Source organism: Leifsonia sp. GW821-FHT13C05 (assembly GCF_058806515.1).
In genome coordinates this window covers 255,955-271,788 of record NZ_JBXAPT010000004.1, presented here as the reverse complement: position 1 = coordinate 271,788, position 15,834 = coordinate 255,955, and the positions used below count along the sequence as shown (strand labels likewise).

General features: G+C 71.5%; 14 protein-coding genes. 6 read left to right on the top strand and 8 right to left on the bottom strand.

What is annotated here, in order from left to right:
* Positions 1 to 42: 42 nt before the first annotated feature.
* Positions 43 to 3,321 (top strand): ATP-binding protein, encoded by a 3,279-nt coding sequence (locus AC1ROC_RS13545; RefSeq protein WP_493000742.1) that lies wholly within the window; start codon positions 43 to 45, stop codon positions 3,319 to 3,321.
* A gap of 126 nt (positions 3,322 to 3,447) precedes the next feature.
* On the opposite strand, the gene AC1ROC_RS13540 is transcribed toward AC1ROC_RS13545, so the two are convergent.
* The 4 genes from AC1ROC_RS13540 to AC1ROC_RS13525 all read right to left on the bottom strand — a co-directional run bounded on the left by AC1ROC_RS13540 (position 3,448) and on the right by AC1ROC_RS13525 (position 6,177).
* Positions 3,448 to 4,266: an ABC transporter permease gene (locus AC1ROC_RS13540; RefSeq protein WP_085369753.1), complete on the bottom strand. Its 819-nt coding sequence runs from the start codon at positions 4,264 to 4,266 to the stop codon at positions 3,448 to 3,450.
* Entirely contained in the window at positions 4,263 to 5,264 is a 1,002-nt protein-coding gene (locus AC1ROC_RS13535) for an ATP-binding cassette domain-containing protein (RefSeq protein WP_085369754.1), read from the bottom strand. The genes AC1ROC_RS13540 and AC1ROC_RS13535 overlap by 4 nt, the downstream gene beginning before the upstream one ends.
* A gap of 117 nt (positions 5,265 to 5,381) precedes the next feature.
* Positions 5,382 to 5,945 carry a Clp protease N-terminal domain-containing protein gene (locus AC1ROC_RS13530; protein WP_493000739.1) on the bottom strand — a complete coding sequence of 188 codons (564 nt, stop codon included), beginning with the start codon at positions 5,943 to 5,945 and terminating at the stop codon, positions 5,382 to 5,384.
* On the bottom strand, positions 5,938 to 6,177 hold the full coding sequence (locus tag AC1ROC_RS13525) for a helix-turn-helix domain-containing protein (RefSeq protein ID WP_085369756.1): 240 nt from the start codon (positions 6,175 to 6,177) through the stop codon (positions 5,938 to 5,940). Before AC1ROC_RS13525 ends, AC1ROC_RS13530 begins: the two co-directional genes overlap by 8 nt.
* A gap of 126 nt (positions 6,178 to 6,303) precedes the next feature.
* On the opposite strand from AC1ROC_RS13525, the gene AC1ROC_RS13520 reads away from it, so the two are divergent.
* The 3 genes from AC1ROC_RS13520 (at position 6,304) to AC1ROC_RS13510 (ending at position 9,298) form a co-directional block, all read left to right on the top strand.
* Positions 6,304 to 7,689 carry an L-serine ammonia-lyase gene (locus AC1ROC_RS13520; RefSeq protein ID WP_493000736.1) on the top strand — a complete coding sequence of 462 codons (1,386 nt, stop codon included), beginning with the start codon at positions 6,304 to 6,306 and terminating at the stop codon, positions 7,687 to 7,689.
* Between the two features lie 91 nt (positions 7,690 to 7,780).
* Positions 7,781 to 8,746, top strand: coding sequence for a sulfurtransferase (locus AC1ROC_RS13515; RefSeq protein WP_085369758.1), 966 nt, complete (start codon positions 7,781 to 7,783; stop codon positions 8,744 to 8,746).
* 63 nt (positions 8,747 to 8,809) lie between these two features.
* Positions 8,810 to 9,298 carry a glutathione peroxidase gene (locus AC1ROC_RS13510; RefSeq protein ID WP_085369759.1) on the top strand — a complete coding sequence of 163 codons (489 nt, stop codon included), beginning with the start codon at positions 8,810 to 8,812 and terminating at the stop codon, positions 9,296 to 9,298.
* A gap of 78 nt (positions 9,299 to 9,376) precedes the next feature.
* Here the strand turns inward: AC1ROC_RS13510 and AC1ROC_RS13505 are convergent, their stop codons facing one another.
* Positions 9,377 to 9,670: a hypothetical protein gene (locus AC1ROC_RS13505; RefSeq protein ID WP_373270194.1), complete on the bottom strand. Its 294-nt coding sequence runs from the start codon at positions 9,668 to 9,670 to the stop codon at positions 9,377 to 9,379.
* 93 nt (positions 9,671 to 9,763) lie between these two features.
* Here AC1ROC_RS13505 and AC1ROC_RS13500 point away from each other — a divergent pair, with 93 nt between their 5' ends.
* Entirely contained in the window at positions 9,764 to 10,234 is a 471-nt protein-coding gene (locus tag AC1ROC_RS13500; protein ID WP_085369760.1) for a TraR/DksA family transcriptional regulator, read from the top strand.
* Between the two features lie 28 nt (positions 10,235 to 10,262).
* Here AC1ROC_RS13500 and AC1ROC_RS13495 read toward each other — a convergent pair whose 3' ends face one another.
* The gene (locus AC1ROC_RS13495; RefSeq protein WP_085369761.1) at positions 10,263 to 13,214 is read right to left on the bottom strand and encodes a helix-turn-helix transcriptional regulator; all 2,952 of its coding nucleotides are present in this window, start codon (positions 13,212 to 13,214) and stop codon (positions 10,263 to 10,265) included.
* A 98-nt stretch (positions 13,215 to 13,312) separates the two neighbouring features.
* A complete protein-coding gene (locus AC1ROC_RS13490; RefSeq protein ID WP_179150794.1) occupies positions 13,313 to 13,666 on the bottom strand; it encodes a hypothetical protein in 354 nt (117 codons plus the stop codon).
* 144 nt (positions 13,667 to 13,810) lie between these two features.
* Between AC1ROC_RS13490 and AC1ROC_RS13485 the strand changes: the two genes are divergently transcribed.
* Complete coding sequence (locus AC1ROC_RS13485; protein WP_085369763.1) at positions 13,811 to 14,404, top strand: NADPH-dependent FMN reductase; 594 nt, start codon at positions 13,811 to 13,813, stop codon at positions 14,402 to 14,404.
* On the opposite strand, the gene AC1ROC_RS13480 is transcribed toward AC1ROC_RS13485, so the two are convergent.
* Positions 14,379 to 15,803, bottom strand: a complete 1,425-nt coding sequence (locus AC1ROC_RS13480; RefSeq protein WP_493000731.1) for an MFS transporter — start codon at positions 15,801 to 15,803, stop codon at positions 14,379 to 14,381. The genes AC1ROC_RS13485 and AC1ROC_RS13480 overlap by 26 nt on opposite strands.
* Positions 15,804 to 15,834: the final 31 nt, after the last annotated feature.

Genomic DNA, 15,834 nt, shown 5'->3' with positions numbered 1-15,834 from the left:
CGGGTGGGGCTCGCCGTCGGCTGCGCTCGCTACTATCGGCAGGTGGAGTCTCGGCCGTCGTCCCCCCGGATCGCGATCCTCGGCCCCGTGCTGGTCGAGGACAGGTCCGGTGCACTCGCCGAACCCTCCGGCGTGCTCGGGAAGAGCCTGATCGTCGCGCTCGTGCTCGCGCGCGGTTCGCTGTCCGTGCCGTCGCTCGTCTCCGACCTGTGGGACGACACCCCTCCGCGGCAGGAGCGGGCAGCACTGCAGACGCTCGTCTCCCGGGTGCGCACGGTCACCGCCGACGGGCTGCTGGAGTCCACGCCGAGCGGGTACGCCCTCGGGGTGGACGACGCCGCCACCGACCTCGGGCTCGCCCGCCGTCACCTGGAGCGGGCGCGCCAGGCGGACAGGGACGGGGATGCGGCGACCATCGCCGCCGAGACGGCCGCCGCTCTCGCACTCTGGCGCGGAGAGCCCGGCGGAGAACTCGGCGGCACTCCCCTGGCCGACGCGCTGGGCAGGACGGCCGCGGAACTCCACGACGAACTGCTGCTCCTGCGGGCGAGGGCGGCCAGACTGCTCGGCGACCCGGAAGCGGCCCTGGACGACCTGCGCCGCCTCGCCGAGGCCGCCCCGCTGAACGAACAGCTCCACCTCGAACGGATGCGCGCCCTCGACGCCGCCGGCCGACGCTCCGACGCCCTCCACGTGTTCGCCGAGGTGAGGGAGACGCTGCTCGACCGGCTGGGCACCCGCCCCGGCCCCGAGCTGGTCGCGTACAACGCCGCCCTGCTGGTCGAGGACGATGCGCCGCCCGCCCCGCCGGCGCCGTCGCGCCTGCGGATCGGCCTGCGCGCGGCACCCAACGCGCTGATCGGCCGCGAGTACGACCTGGATGCGCTCGAAGACCTGATCGCGACCTCCCGGCTCACCACGATCCTCGGCGCGGGCGGGCTCGGCAAGACGCGGCTCGCCCAGGAGGTCGGTCACCGGGCTCTGCGCATCCCGTCGGTGGTGTTCGTGGAGCTTGCGAGCGTGCGCACCGGGGACGACGTGACGCTCGCCATCGCCTCCACCCTCGGCATCCGGGAGGCCAACGCCACCCGCCCGGGCGATCCGGGCGCGCGCGTCGACCTGCGCTCGCGCATCCTGGGCGTGCTCGGCGAGCGGGAGACGCTGCTGATCGTCGACAACTGCGAGCACGTGGTGGATGCGGCGGCGGCGTGGATCGCGGACATCCTGGAATCCGTGACGACCGTGCGGGTGCTCGCCACCAGCAGGGCGCCGCTCGCGATCGGCGCCGAGCACGTCTACCCGCTGGACTCGCTGCCGAGCACGGCCCGGGATGCCGGAGGGGCCGACTCCGTGCGCGGTCCGGCCGTCGACCTGTTCGTGGAGCGGGCGCGCGCGGCCAGGCCCGGCGTCGTCCTGCCGCTCGACACCGTCGCCGAGCTATGCGAGCGGCTCGACGGCCTCCCGCTCGCGATCGAGCTCGCGGCAGCACGCACGCGGTCGATGTCGGTGGACGAGATCGCCCGCCGCCTCGGCAACCGCTTCGCGCTGCTCACCGGCGGCGAGCGCACCGCCCCGGAGCGGCACCGCACCCTGCTGGCCGTCATCGACTGGAGCTGGAACCTGCTCGGCTCGTCGGAGCGCGCTCTGCTGCGGCGGCTGTCGCGGTTCCCGGACGGGTTCAGCTCGACCGCCGCAGAGGCGGTGTCCGGCGAGGACGCCTCCCGCGTGCTCGACGACCTGGATGCGCTGGTCAGCCAGTCGCTCGTCACCGTCACCGAGGACGAGACCGGCGTCGTGCGCTACCACCAGCTAGAGACGGTGCGCGAGTTCGGAGACCTCGCCCTCGCGGAGGCCGGGGAGACCGAGCTCGTGCAGCAGCGGATGGCCGCGTGGGCGCGCACGTTCGCCCGGGATGCGCTCGGCAGCATGAGCGGGCGCGACCAGGTTCCGCAGTTCCGGCGGGTGACGGTGGAACAGGACAACCTCGTCGCGATCCTGCGCGTCGCGCTCGAACACCGGGATGCTCCGACCATTGTCGCCGTGTTCGCGACGCTCGCGTACTACTGGTCGCTGCGCAGCGCGCACACCGAGGTGGTCGGGTTCAGTCCCGTGGTGATGGAGGCGCTGGCCGGCTGGGAGCCGGAGGGCGAGGACGAACGCATCGACGCCGTCGCCGCGTACACGATCCTCGGCGGGACGTTCCTGTTCACCGAGCACCGCACCGCGCTCCGTGCGATCAGCCGGCTGAAGCGGGCACGCGGCACCGCCGCCCTCCGCGACGACCGCCTCGACGCGCTGGCCGACGCGGTCTCCCTCGGCGGCAGGATCGCTCAGACGATGGCGCTCCTCGAACGGCTCAGGGCGTCCCAGGACCCCGGCCTCGCCGCGATGGGCGAGCTGCTGCTCGCCCAGTTCGCCGAGAACGCGGGCGACCTCGACGGCGCCAGCGAGAGCGCCCAGCGCGCCTGGGAGAAGGCGCTGGCCGCGGAGGACACCTGGACCACCGCATCCGCCGCCCAGGCGCTCGCGCAGGTGCACAGCGAGCTGGCGCATCCGGCCGAGGCCATCCTGTGGGCCGACCGCGCCCAGTTCGGTTTCGGGCAGCTGCAGGCGATGGGCGACGTGCGTCAGATCGACTGGATCGTGGCGATCAACTCGGTGACGCTCGGCGAACTCGACCGCGGCCGCTACCTTCTCGAACGCTACCTGCGCGACCAGGACGACACGGGCTTCGACTACGTCGACTACCTCGGCGTCGCATACGCCGGCCTCGCCGAGATCGCGCTCCTGGAGGACGACGACGCGGAAGGCGTCCGGCTCTTCCTCGAATCGGTCGGCGTGTTCGGCCGGTCGGACGCGATCACCAACCCGTGGCTGGTGATCCTCGCCGGGGCGGCACTGCTCGCCCTGCAGCGGGTCGGCCACCGGTCCCCCGACGTGGTCGGGCCCGAGCGGGTCGCCGAGCTGGCCAGGGAGCTGCGCACACGGATGCTGGTCAGCCACCGCTTCCAGTCGTCGTACGTGGACAAGCCCGTGGTCGGCAGCGGCCTGCTCGGCCTGGCCGGATGGATGCTCGAACCGTCGAACGAGCGAGCCGCCGACCCGGCCTGGCTGGACGCCGGCTTCCGGATGTACGGGCTGGCCACCCGGATGAACGCCCGCCAAGACCTCCCCAGCCTCAACCGGGTCCTGCTGCGCGACGAGCTCGTCGCCGCCCACGGCGCCGAGCGGGTGGACGCGGCGGTCGCCGCTGCCGCCGAGATTCCGCGCGACGAGGCGACGACGGCCGGATACGCGCTGCTGCAGTCGCTGCGCTACTGAGGGCGGACAGCGCCCCTGCGCGCTCCGCTCGCGCGGAGAAAGCACGACGCGCCGCCCGGATCTCCGTAGGAACGGAGACGCGGACGGCGCGTCGTGCCGATGTTCCGCCTGAGCGGAGGCGGCGGGTTACGCCTTGCGCATGTACGCGCGGACAGTGAGCGGCGCGAACACCGCGACGATGACCGCCGCGCCGAGGAGGGCGATCAGACCGTCGGACCCGAACGTGCCGTCGTTCGCGAGGTTGCGCACCGCCGTCACCAGGTGCGAGACCGGGTTGATGTTGACGAACCACTGCAGCCATTCGGGCAGCTTGTCCACCGGCACGTATGCGTTCGAGAGGAACGTCAGCGGGAACAGCACCATGAACGAGATGCCCTGCACGCTGCTGGCCGTGCGGGCGATCACGCCGAAGAACGCGAAGATCCAGCTGATCGCCCAGCTGCACACGATCACCAGCAGACCGGCGAGGATCACGAAGCCCAGGCCGCCTTCCGGTCGGTAGCCCATCGCGAAGCCGACGACGAACGTGATGGTCGTCGCGATGGCGTAGCGGAGCGTGTCGGCGAGGAGCGCACCGGCGAGCGGCGCGATGCGCGCGATCGGCAGGGATTTGAAGCGGTCGAACACGCCCTTGTCCATGTCCTCGCGCAGCTGCACGCCCGTCACGACCGACGTCGTGATGACGGTCTGCACCAGGATGCCCGGGATGAGGAGCGGGAGGTATCCCGCCACGTTCCCGGCGATGGCGCCGCCGAACAGGTTCGCGAACATCAGCGTGAAGATGATCGGCTGCAGCGTCACGTCGAACAGCTGTTCCGGGGTCCGCTTGATCTTCAGGAGACCGCGGTACGCCATCGTCAGCGAGTTCGCGACGCTCTGGGAGAGGCTGACGTGGTTCTTCAGCCGCCGCTCGGACGGCGGGGTGATGACAGTGAGGGCGCTCATGCGTCGACCCTTTCCGATTCGGGGGCCTCGGCGGAGTCGGACTTCTCGTCTTCGACGCCGTGGCCGGTGAGGGTGAGGAAGACCTCGTCGAGGGTCGGCTTCTGCACCGACATCTCGGTGAGGTGGATGCCCGCCTCGCGGAACGTCACGAACAGGTCGGTGACGGCATCCGCGTTGCGCATCGGCGCGGTGATCCGCGTGCCTTCCGGCGAGATGACCGCATCCACGCCGAGCACGGTGGCGATGGCGCGACGCGCGTCCTCCATGTCGGCGGTGTCCGCCAGGCGCAGCTGCAGCGACGACTCGCCGACCGAGGCCTTGAGCTCGTCGGCCGTGCCCTCCGCGACGACACGTCCGGTGTCGATCACGGCGATGCGGTCGGCCAGCTGGTCGGCCTCATCCAGGTACTGGGTGGTGAGCAGCACCGTCGAGCCGGTGGCGACCAGGCGCCGGATGGTGTCCCACATCTGAGCGCGGGTGCGCGGGTCGAGGCCGGTGGTCGGCTCGTCGAGGAAGATCAGCGGCGGTTGCGCGATCAGGCTGGCAGCGAGGTCGAGGCGACGGCGCATCCCGCCGGAGAACTTGGAGATGGGACGCTTGGCGGCGTCGGTCAAGCCGAACTCTTCGAGGAGTTCCGCGGACTTCCGCTTCGCCTCCGACCGGCTCAGACCGAGCAGGCGGGAGAAGATGACGAGGTTCTCCGTGGCGGAGAGCCGCTCATCCACCGACGCGAACTGCGCCGTCACGCCGATGAGCTGGCGGACGACCTGCTGCTCCCTGCGGATGTCGTGGCCGAAGATGGTGGCCTCGCCGGCGTCCGGCTTGAGCAGGGTGGCGAGCATGGAGATGGTGGTGGTCTTGCCTGCGCCGTTCGGGCCGAGCACACCGTAGACGGTTCCGGCGCGGACGCTGAGGTCGACGCCGTCGACCGCGCGGTTGTCGCCGAAGACCTTGACGAGCCCGTGGGCTTCGACCGCCCATTCTGAGCTGGTGGTCATGGTGATCCTTCCTGATGGATGGGATTCGAGTTGATGCTGACGATGTTTCCTGGGCGCGCTTACACGGCGCTTACGTGGCGCTTACAGCGGAGAGGAGGCGGTGTAAGTGGGGCTTTCTCACGCCGCGGGGCGCAGCACGGCGGCGAGCAGGGTCGCCCTGTCGATGCCCGCGATGGCGATCGCCCGCGGAACCGTGCCGAGCTCGATCGTGAGGATGCCGGCGAGCAGGTCGGCCTCCGCCGTGCGCCCGTCGCGGTCGCGGCCATGCCCACGACCCGCGATGTTGTGCGCCCTGACCAGCGCATCCCGGGCCGAAGCACCCCAGCGCGGCCGGGCGATACGCGGCGCAGCGGTCAGCCGTTCCTCCGGCACCGGCTCGACGCCCGCAGCGCGCAGGCTCGCGTCTCGTTCGGCGCGAAGGGCCGCCTCGATGCCCGCGTGGTCGAGGCCGGAGGCGGCGAGGGCGCGCTGGGCGCCGGTTCCCTTGGCGGCGGCGAGGGCGAGCAGCAGGTGCTCCGCCTCGACGAGGGATGCGCCGCGACGGCGGGCCTCCTCGACGGCCCGGATGACCGTGGCGCGCAGGGAGCGGGACAGGCGGCGGTCGTCGCGGGTCTCGTCGCGCTCGATCGGGTCCTGAGGCTCGATCGGGTCGTCGTGTTCTGGTGTGCTGTTCTCAGGCATTGCGCCTCCTCAGTTCGATGCCTGCTGCCGCGACCCGGCGCAGGTGCTTCTTGTGCACGGCCTGCCTGGTGACGCCGAGGGCGTCGGCGATCTGGCTCCAGGTCCAGCCGTCGCGGAGTGCCCGCTCGACCTCGGCGTCTTCGAGTCGGTCGGCGAGTTCGCGGAGGGCGACGACGGAGGCGAGTCCGTCCGCCGCTCCGCCGATGGGTGCTGGTGTCTGTGTTGGTCCCATGTGAGCAACTTAGGTTGCTTAGACCGAATTGTCAACCTTGGTTGCTAAAATCGCGACGACGTTTCCGTGCGCGGAAGAGCGCCACGACGCAGCAATCGTGCACGTCTGCCGACGTAGACTGATGAAGTGACAGCGTACGTCTCGGCCTTCGACCTTTTCTCCGTCGGCATCGGCCCCTCGAGTTCGCACACCGTCGGCCCCCTCCGAGCAGCGCGCGCCTTCTCCGAGCGCCTCGTCACCGACGGTCTCCTCCACCGCGTCAGCCAGGTCACCTGCACCTTGTACGGCTCCCTCGGCTCCACCGGCATCGGCCACGGGACCCCGGATGCCGTGCTCGCCGGCCTGGCGGGGCTCGAACCGGAGACCTGCCGTCCGGAAGACGTCCGCGGCGTCTGGGCGGGGCTCGGTCCGGGGTCGACCCTGCTGCTCGCCGGCCGCCGCGCCATCCCGATCAGCGGCGACGACATCGCCTTCGAACCGCGCACCCGCCTCCCCGGCCACCCGAACGCCCTCACCATGACGGCCTGGGGTTCCAGCGACGACGGTGCCGTGGATGTGCTCCCTCTGCTCGAAGAGACCTACTACTCGATCGGCGGCGGCTTCATCCGGCGCGACGGCGAGGAGGCGGACCTGGCCGCGCGCGCCGCGCATCCACTGCCGTACGACTCGGCGGAGGAACTGCTGCGGCTGTGCGCGACCCTGGACATCCCGATCTGCGAGGTGGCACGCCGCAATGAGGCGGCGATCCACGGCGAAGAGGCGACGCGCGAACGCCTCGACCTGATCTGGTCGGCGATGGCGGAGTGCGTGGCCAACGGCCTCGCCGGGGACGGCACGCTGCCCGGCGGCCTCGGCGTCCGGCGCCGCGCGGCCGCGATGCGCGAGCACCTCGAGTGCGTCGGCGAGGAACCGGGCCGCGACACGTCCATCGAGTGGCTGCACGCGTTCGCGCTCGCGGTCAACGAGGAGAACGCGTCCGGCGGCCGCGTGGTCACGGCGCCGACGAACGGCGCGGCCGGGATCGTGCCGGCGGTCGCCCACTACTACCTGCGATTCGTCCCCGGGGCGTCGGCCGAAGGCATCCGGAAGTACCTGCTCACGGCGACGGCGATCGGCTCGCTGTTCAAGGCCAACGCCTCCATCTCCGGCGCGGAGGGCGGCTGCCAGGCGGAGGTCGGCTCGGCCTGTGCGATGGCGGCGGGCGCGCTCTGCGCGGTGCTCGGCGGCACCCCGCGCCAGGTGGAGAACGCGGCGGAGATCGCGATGGAACATCACCTCGGCCTCACCTGCGACCCGGTGGGCGGCCTGGTGCAGATCCCGTGCATCGAACGCAACGCCATCGCGTCGTCGACGGCGGTGTCGGCTGCGCGGCTCGCCCTGCACGGCGACGGCTCGCACCTGGTCTCGCTGGACACGGTGATCGAGACGATGCGCCAGACCGGGCTCGACATGTCGACCAAGTACAAGGAGACGAGCGAGGGCGGTCTCGCGGTGAACGTCATCGAGTGCTGAGCCCGGCCGCCACATGACGGCGTGTGGATGCGCGTTACGCCGCATTGCGCAGGCGGTGGGCGGATCGGAGGCCGCTGGTTAGCGTGGTGCCGTGACCCACGCATCCGACCCTGCTGCCACCACCGGCCCCGCCATCGACCCCGCAGCCGACACGTCCGCCCACCCGCTCGGCGCGGCGCTGGCCGGGCCGCTCGTGTCGACGCAGTGGCTCGCCGACCACCTGGGTTCGGACGGCCTGGTGATCCTCGACGCGACCGTCGTCGCATCCACTCGGCAGGACGGGTCACCCACCTCCGTCAGCGGGCTCGACCAGTACCTGGTCGACGGTCACGTTCCCGGCGCCGTGTTCGCCGATCTGCTCGACGTGTTCAGCGACCCGGCCGGGCCGTACCCGTTCAGCCGCCCAACCGCATCCGGGTTCGAGGCGGCGGCGGAGTCGGTGGGGGTCGACGCCGACACCACCGTCGTCGTGTACGACGCGTCGACCGGGCAGTGGGCGGCGCGGCTGTGGTGGCTGTTCCGGGCGTTCGGGCACGAGCGGGTGGCCGTGCTCGACGGCGGCGCGGTGAAGTGGAAGGCGGAGGAGCGGCCGGTCGAACGCGGGCATGTCGAACCGCGCGCGGCGGCGGGCTTCCTCGCGGAGGAGCGGCCGGACGCCTGGGTGTCGAAGGCAGACATCGCCGCCGTGCTCGACGGCAGTGCGGACGCCTCGCTGGTCTGCGGCCTTCCGCCGAAGGAGTTCAGCGGCGAGGCCGGCGCGCGCAGCAGGCTCGGCCACATCCCCGGCAGCGTGAGCGCCCCGGCCCTGCGGCTTGTCTCCCGCGACACCAACGCGTTCCTCCCCGCTGCCGCACTGCGCACGACGTTCGCCGACGTGCTCGCCACGGACAGCCGCATCGTCGCGTACTGTGCTGCGGGAATCGCGGCGGCCTCCGACGCGCTGGCGCTGGCCGTGCTCGGCCGGAACGACGTCGCCATCTACGACGCCTCGCTCAACGAGTGGGCGGCCGACCCGGATGCGCCGCTGGAGGTCGTGGACGCCGGACGCCCAACCTGAATCCCCGCTTCGGATTCGCCGAACGCCCGACGCGCGACCGGTATGCGTGCATAAGCTCACATCATGAGCCTCGCTGACATCCCACTCACCACCATCGACGGAGGCACCACCTCCCTCGGCGCGTTCGACGGCCAGGTCGTCCTGATCGTGAACGTTGCATCCCGCTGCGGCCTCGCGCCCCAGTACGAAAAGCTGGAAGCGCTGCAGAAGACGTACGGCGACCGCGGTTTCACGGTCATCGGCTTCCCGAGCAACCAGTTCCTGCAGGAGCTGTCGTCGACGGACGCGATCAAGGAGTACTGCTCCACGACGTGGGGCGTCACGTTCCCGATGATGGAGAAGGTCAAGGTCAACGGCAAGTCGCAGCACCCGCTCTACGCCGAGCTGACCAAGACCCCGGATGCGGCCGGCAAGGCCGGCAAGGTCAAGTGGAACTTCGAGAAGTTCGTCGTCCTCCCGAACGGCGAGGTGCACCGCTTCCGCCCGACGGTCGAGCCGGACGACCCCGCGATCGTCGGCCTCATCGAGGGCGCGCTGGCGGAGGCCGCCTGACGGTCGTCCGCGGGTGCGGCGCGCGTCTCGGCCGCGCTGCGGTGCGTGTGAGCGGCGCGCGCTCTGGTCGCGCCGCGGTCACGCGCGCCGGAACCACCGCCCGGCGACACGCTCGGTGAGCCGCCACGGCCCGGTGTGCGCCAGGCTCTGGATACGCTCCACCGCGTGTTCGGCCACCGGGATCGCGTCGTCGACGGTGTCGGCCGTGAACCGCACGGTCACCCTGGCTTCGCCGGCGACCACGTCGAGGCTGCTGGCCTCGACGACCGCGAGCTCGGCGACGGCAGCGGCGGCAGCGGGAACGACGGCGTCGGGACGGACGCCAGGAAGCAGGAGACCTACGGAGACGATGACACGGAACGACGGCACCATTCGAGAGTACGCGAGCGCCGCATCCCGATTTCGGGCGGATGAGGCGTACCCTGTCCTGGATCGGACACGCGTGATGGGGGCGCAATGATGCGAATGGACGGAACGACGAGCCTGAACGACGGACGACTGCGGGGGCAGGACCTGGATGCGCCGGAGCGCGGCGCCCACGGCCACGGTGCCTCCCGCCCTGCAGCCGGTGATCTCACCAGGGAGCAGATCGAGGAACTGACCGCCCTGCTGCTCGAGCGACGACGCGGTGACCAGGCGGAGGCGGAACGGCTCGCCGAATCGCTCGGCATCGTGCTCTCAGCCCGCTCCGACGCGACGGCCGACGACGAACACGACCCGGAAGGGCCGACGCTGTCGTCCGAGTGGAGCAGACTGCAGGCGCTCCGGGGCGAGACCAGCGACGACATCCGGGCAGTGGATGCGGCACTCGACCGGATCAGGCAGGGAACGTACGGTGCATGCGCGCGCTGCGGCTCGCCGATCGGCGTCGACCGTCTGCGCGCCCGGCCCACCGCCGAGCTGTGCATCGGGTGCGCGCTGGTCGTCGACAGCTGAGTTGCGGGGCGCGCTGGCCTCGTAGCTCCTACCCTCCGTGCGCGCCCACGCGCGCCGCGCGGTAGACGGCTTCGGTGCGGGAGGAGGCTCCCACCTTTCTGAGGATGCTGGAGACGTGGACGCTCGCCGTCTTGGCGCTGATGTAGAGGCGTTCGCCGATCTGCTTGTTGCTGAGGCCCTGTTCGATGAGAGCGAGCACCTGGACTTCGCGGTCCGTCAGCACCGGTTCGGCACCGCGCGCCGTGACGTGGCGGGCGGGGGCGGCCGAGGCGATGAGCTGGTCGGCCGCGTCGACCAGCAGGCCGAAGCCGAGGTCGGCGGCGAGCTGACGTGCCTCGGCGGCGGACTGCTCCGTCGCGGCGCGGTCCCCGGAGATGGCATGCGCCTGGGCCCGGCGGAGGAGCGCGTACGGACGAAGGTGCGCGGGAGCGCCGTCGGCCAGCGCGGCCGCGGCGGCGCGGTCCCAGGCCTCGACGTGCTCGACGGACGGGACGCTGCGCACGGCGGCCAGCTCGGCCTCGACGAGCGGCGCCCACACGGGGTGGGTGGGCCAGGACGCAAGGTCGGCGAGGACGGAGAGCAGCGCGTGCGCCGCGTGCTCGGTGGGCAGGTCTGAGGTGGCGACATCTGTGCCGACCACCCCACCTGCCGCGTCAGCGACCGGTGCAGCGCTCACGACCGTTGCCCCGCCCGCCGCGAGTTCGGAGAGCGCGCGGGCGGCGACCGCGAGCAGCGGCAGGTCGTAGGCCGGGATCGAGCGGCGCACGTCGGAGATGATGACGCTCGCGTCGCGCCAGGCGGTCGTCGCGTCGCCGCGCGCGATGGCGATCTCGGCGGCGACCCTGGCGAAGCCGAGGCGGGACTGCATTTCGATCTCGGCCTGGACGAGCATCCCTTTTCGCCAGCGGCGCAGGAGGTCTTCCGCCCGCTGCGTGTCGCCGCGCCAGAGGGTGAGCCACAGCTTCATGCGCTGCAAGTGCACCCGGAAACCGGGAGGGGGATCGAGTTCGAGCGCGGGGTCGAGCATGTTCTCGGCGAGGTCGAGTTTGCCGAGGGCGAGGAGGGGCTCGACCGTGTTGGAGGCGAGCATGACGCCGGACGTGCGCTCGACGCCGCGCAGCCTCGCCTGAGCGACCCCGGCCTGGGCGATGCGGACGGCCTCGTCGAAGCGCCCGAGCAGGTTCATCACGTCGGAGGCGTTCACCGCGTTGCGGAGGAGCGGGCCGCTCTCCCCGTCCGCGAGCACGCGGGCCGCGTCGAGGTCGGCGAGCCCGTCGTCGATCGAACCGTGATTGACGAGCACCGTGCCCCGGATGGTGTGCGCCACCGAACGCCGGGCGCTGGCGTCGTCCGCCGCCTCCGCGATCGACAGCGTGGACGTCTGGATGGCCTCGTCGTAGCGCGCTTCGAGCATCAGCCGCCCGGCGACCTCGGCGAGCAGCTGGGCGCGCAGACCGTCGCCCGGGTCGTGCGGGGCGATGGCGAGCGCCTCCTGCAGCAGCTCGACCGATCCCGGCCTGCTGAGGTTGGCGAGGTATTGCGCCTTGTCACGCAGCAGCCGGGCGTGCCGGTCGGGGCTGAGCCCGTCGGTGTCGGAGAGCGCGACGTTCACCAGTGCGAGCGCGCGCTCGCTGTCGCCGGCGTTGCGGAGCGCGGACGCCGTGCGCGACAGCAGTTCGGTGCGGCTGCGCCCGGCGAGCGCCTCGGCGTCGTCGACGCGATCCCACAGTTCGAGGGCTCTGTCGCCCGCCGCGGCCGCCGCCCGGTATGCGTAGGAGAGGCGCGACTCCTCCATCGCCTCCAGCGTGGCGATGAAGGCCCTGCGCAGGTCGTGCGCCGCCATCCAGTGGTAGGAGATCTGGCTGGCGGAGCCGCCCGCCTCCTCGATGGCGAGCGCGTAGCGCGTGTGGAAGCGCGTGCGCTCCCCCGGCAGCAGGTCGGCGTGGATCGCCTCGCGGACGAGCGCGTGCCGGAACGAGTACTCGGTGGTGTCCGCGGCGAGGACGTGGGCGACGACCGCCTCACGCGCCGCAGCATCCAACTGGTCGGCCGTGCCGTCGAACACGGCGGCGAGCAGGTCGTGCTCCACGCAGACGCCCGCCGCCGAGAGCAGCCGGAGCAGCCCCTGCGCTGGTTCGCTGAGCCGTTCGTAGCGGGCGAGCAGCAGATCGCGCAGCGTCTCAGGGAGGTCTTCTCCTGTGCCGAGGTGCTCGATGCCGATCAGCTCCTCGACGAAGAACGGCACGCCCTCGCTGAGCTGGTAGACGCGGTCGATGGTGGCGGAGTCTGCCGGGCAGCCGAGGATCTGCTCCGCCTGGGCCGTCACCTGCGCGCGGCTCAGTCGCGCCAGCTCCCAGCGTGTCGCCCGCCGAGTGCGGTCGAGCTCGGGCAGATAGGAGCGCAGCGGGTGGCCGCGCAGCACCTCGTCGCTGCGGTAGGTGAGCAGCAGCAGGAATCGCCCGCGCTCCATCATGCGGATGACGAACCGGACCAGTTCCAGCGTGGCGGTGTCTGCCCAGTGGATGTCTTCGATCGCGACGACGAGTGGATGCGCGGCCGAGACGTTCTCGAACAGCACGGTGACGAGCTCGTACAGCCGCTCCGCCCCGGTGCGCGCGGGCACGGAGTCGGCGGAGGCGAGCTCCGGCAGGAGGACGGAGAGCACGCCGGAACCCGGACCAGCCGCCGAGAGCACGGCATCCAGCCCGATGGCGTCGACCAGCTGACGGAGGATGGCGGTGAACGGGGCGTACGGGGCGCCGTCGCTGCCGAGATCCACGCTGCGGCCGGCCAGGACGGTGGCCCCGGATGCGGCCTCCGACAGGAACTCGGAGACCAGCCGGGACTTGCCGATCCCCGCCTCGCCGCCGATGACGACCGCCCGCGGCTGGCCGTCGGCGACCGCGGCGAGCTCGTCGCGCAGCGCTTCGAGATCGGGCTCCCGCCCGATCAAGGAAGCGCTCGACGCCGGTGATCGCATGAATTGATCATGCCATCGACCACCGACACTCGGAGCGGGTGAGTCCTGGCCGATGGGGCGGTCGATCCGGGTCGGGGTGAGTGAGTCTCTCGCGGGGCTCACCGACCGGCGTGCTGCAGTTCGCGCTGGGTCGCACGCTCCGCCGGAACGGCCGCGCTCGGCGCGCCCGGATCCGCCGGAACCGCTGCGGACGGAGCGTCCGGTAGCGCCGCGGACGGCGCATCCGGAGCCGCCGGCGCCTCCCGAACCGAGGCACCGGCCGATGCCGCCTGCGCCGACGCATCTCGTCGCTGCGCCCGCTGCGCCCGCGCTGCGCGCCGCCGCGCCAGCCAGCCGCCGGTCGGCTCCTGCGCGTCGTCTGCGCGGATGACGCGCAGCAGTTCGAGTTCCCTGGTGGTGGCGGCCGTCTCCGACGCCCGCACCCTGTCGGCCACATATTCTTCTAGCAGCATTTCGTCTTCCCCTGGTTGCTGTCGCTGTCTTTTCTGAGTGGTTCGACTCTCGTCTCTAAGGCAGGGGCCGGACATCGGGCAGATGCCCTATTTCGGTTCGGGATGGTTCTCGACACGGCTCCTGGCGGGGTGGATGCTGGGGTCATGGCAACCATCAACGAGCTCACGCCGCCGTATCGGGTCGGCTATTTCGTCGGCAGTCTCTCCGCCCATTCGATCAACAGGATGCTCGCGAACGCTCTTGTCTCCCTCGCTCCGGAGGATCTGGTGATGACCGAGATCCACATCGGCGAACTTCCGCTCTACAACAGGGATTTCGACGGCGATTTCCCGCAGGTGGCGCTCGATTTCAAGGCGAGCATCGCCGCCCAGGATGCGCTGCTGTTCGTCACGCCCGAGTACAACAGGTCCATCCCTGGCGCGCTCAAGAACGCGATCGACTGGGCGAGCCGGCCGCACGGGGAGAACGTGATCGCGCGGAAGGCGACGGCCGTGATCGGTGCCTCCCCCGGCGCGATCGGGACCGCGGTCGCCCAGCAGCAGTTGCGCAGCGTCCTCGGGTTCCTGCAGGCGCCGCAGATGAATGCGCCGGAGGCGTACATCCAGATGCGTCCCGGGCTGATCACCGAGGACGGCTCCGTCACCGACCCGGGAACCGAGGCCTTCCTGAAGAGCTACCTCGACGCGTTCTTCGAGTTCATCGAGCGCGTGCTCACCGTGGTGCCGAAGGCGCGCTGACCCTCCGCCGCGGCGGACGGATGTTGTCTCCCGCCGCAGGCGACAGCCGCACGGCCTCGACGACCGATCCGAGCGCGAGGACCGCGATCAGCACGAAGGCGATCCGGTATGCGCCCGCGGGCTCCTGCAGGCCGGTCCACGCGGCCAGCGGCTCCCCGAAGCGCAGCGCCACAGCGCCGACGGCGACCCCGAGCCCGGCGGCGATCTGCTGAACGGTCGACGCCAGCGTGTTCGCCGCCGTCATCTCCTCCGCAGGCACGTCGGCGAACGCGATGGTGTTGTACGCGGTGAACCCGGTGGAACGGGTCATTCCGCTGAACACGAGCAGCACGACGACGAACGCGATCGGCGTCAGCGGCGCGATGAACGCCGCGAGGACCATGCTCAGCACCGCGCCGGCCGTCGAAGCGATGAGCACGCGCCGGAACCCCCAGCGGACGAGCAGCGGCGTGGTGGCCGGTTTGATGACCAGGTTGCCGACGAACAGCGTCAGCACGATCGCACCCGCCTGCACGGGCGACCAGCCGAGCGCATCCTGGAAGAACAGCGGCAACAGGAACGGCACGGCCGAGATGGTCAGCCGGAACAGCGATCCTCCCGCGTGCGTGACCCGGAACGTCTCGATCCGGAACGCCCGCAGGTCGAGCAGTGGATGCGCCGCCCGCAGCAGATGCAGGATCGCCCACCCCGTCAGCACCGCCCCGGCAACGCCCGCGGCGATCGTCGCAGCGGCGGGCGCGGCAGGATCGGAGAGCAGCGCGCCGAACACCACCACCCCGCCGACGCCGGTGAAGGTGAGCGCGAACCCCAGCCAGTCGAGCGGCACCCGCTGCCGGTCGAGCTCGCGCGGCGTCAGCCGGAGCGCTGCCACGAAGGCGACAGCGCCCAGCGGGACGTTGAGCAGGAAGATCCAGTGCCAGCTGGCGTACGTGACGAGCAGGCCGCCGACCAGCGGCGCGACGATCGGGGCGGCGAGCGCCGGCCAGGTCAGCCACGCGATGGCCCGCACCAGGTCTTTCTTCTCCGTCACCCGCAGGACCGCGAGGCGTCCGACCGGCACCATCATCGCGCCGCCGGCGCCCTGCAGCACCCGCATCGCGGTGAGCTGCACGAGGTCGGTGCTCGCCGCGCACAGCACCGACGCGACGGTGAACACGGCGATGGCCCCGGTGAAGACGGCGCGCGCCCCCAGCCGTTGCGTCAGCCATCCAGAGATCGGGATGAGCACGGCGAGCGTCACGAGGTATGCGGTGATCGCGACGCCGACGGTCGCCGAGTCGATGCCGTACGCACGGCCGATGGTGGGGGCGGCGGTCGCCAGGATCGTGCCGTCGAGGTTCTCCATGAAGAACGTTCCGGCGACGAGCAGGGTGAGCGCCAGCTGGCGGCGGTCGTTCATGGTGCGGTGCGTCGAGCAGGAGCCTCCGCGC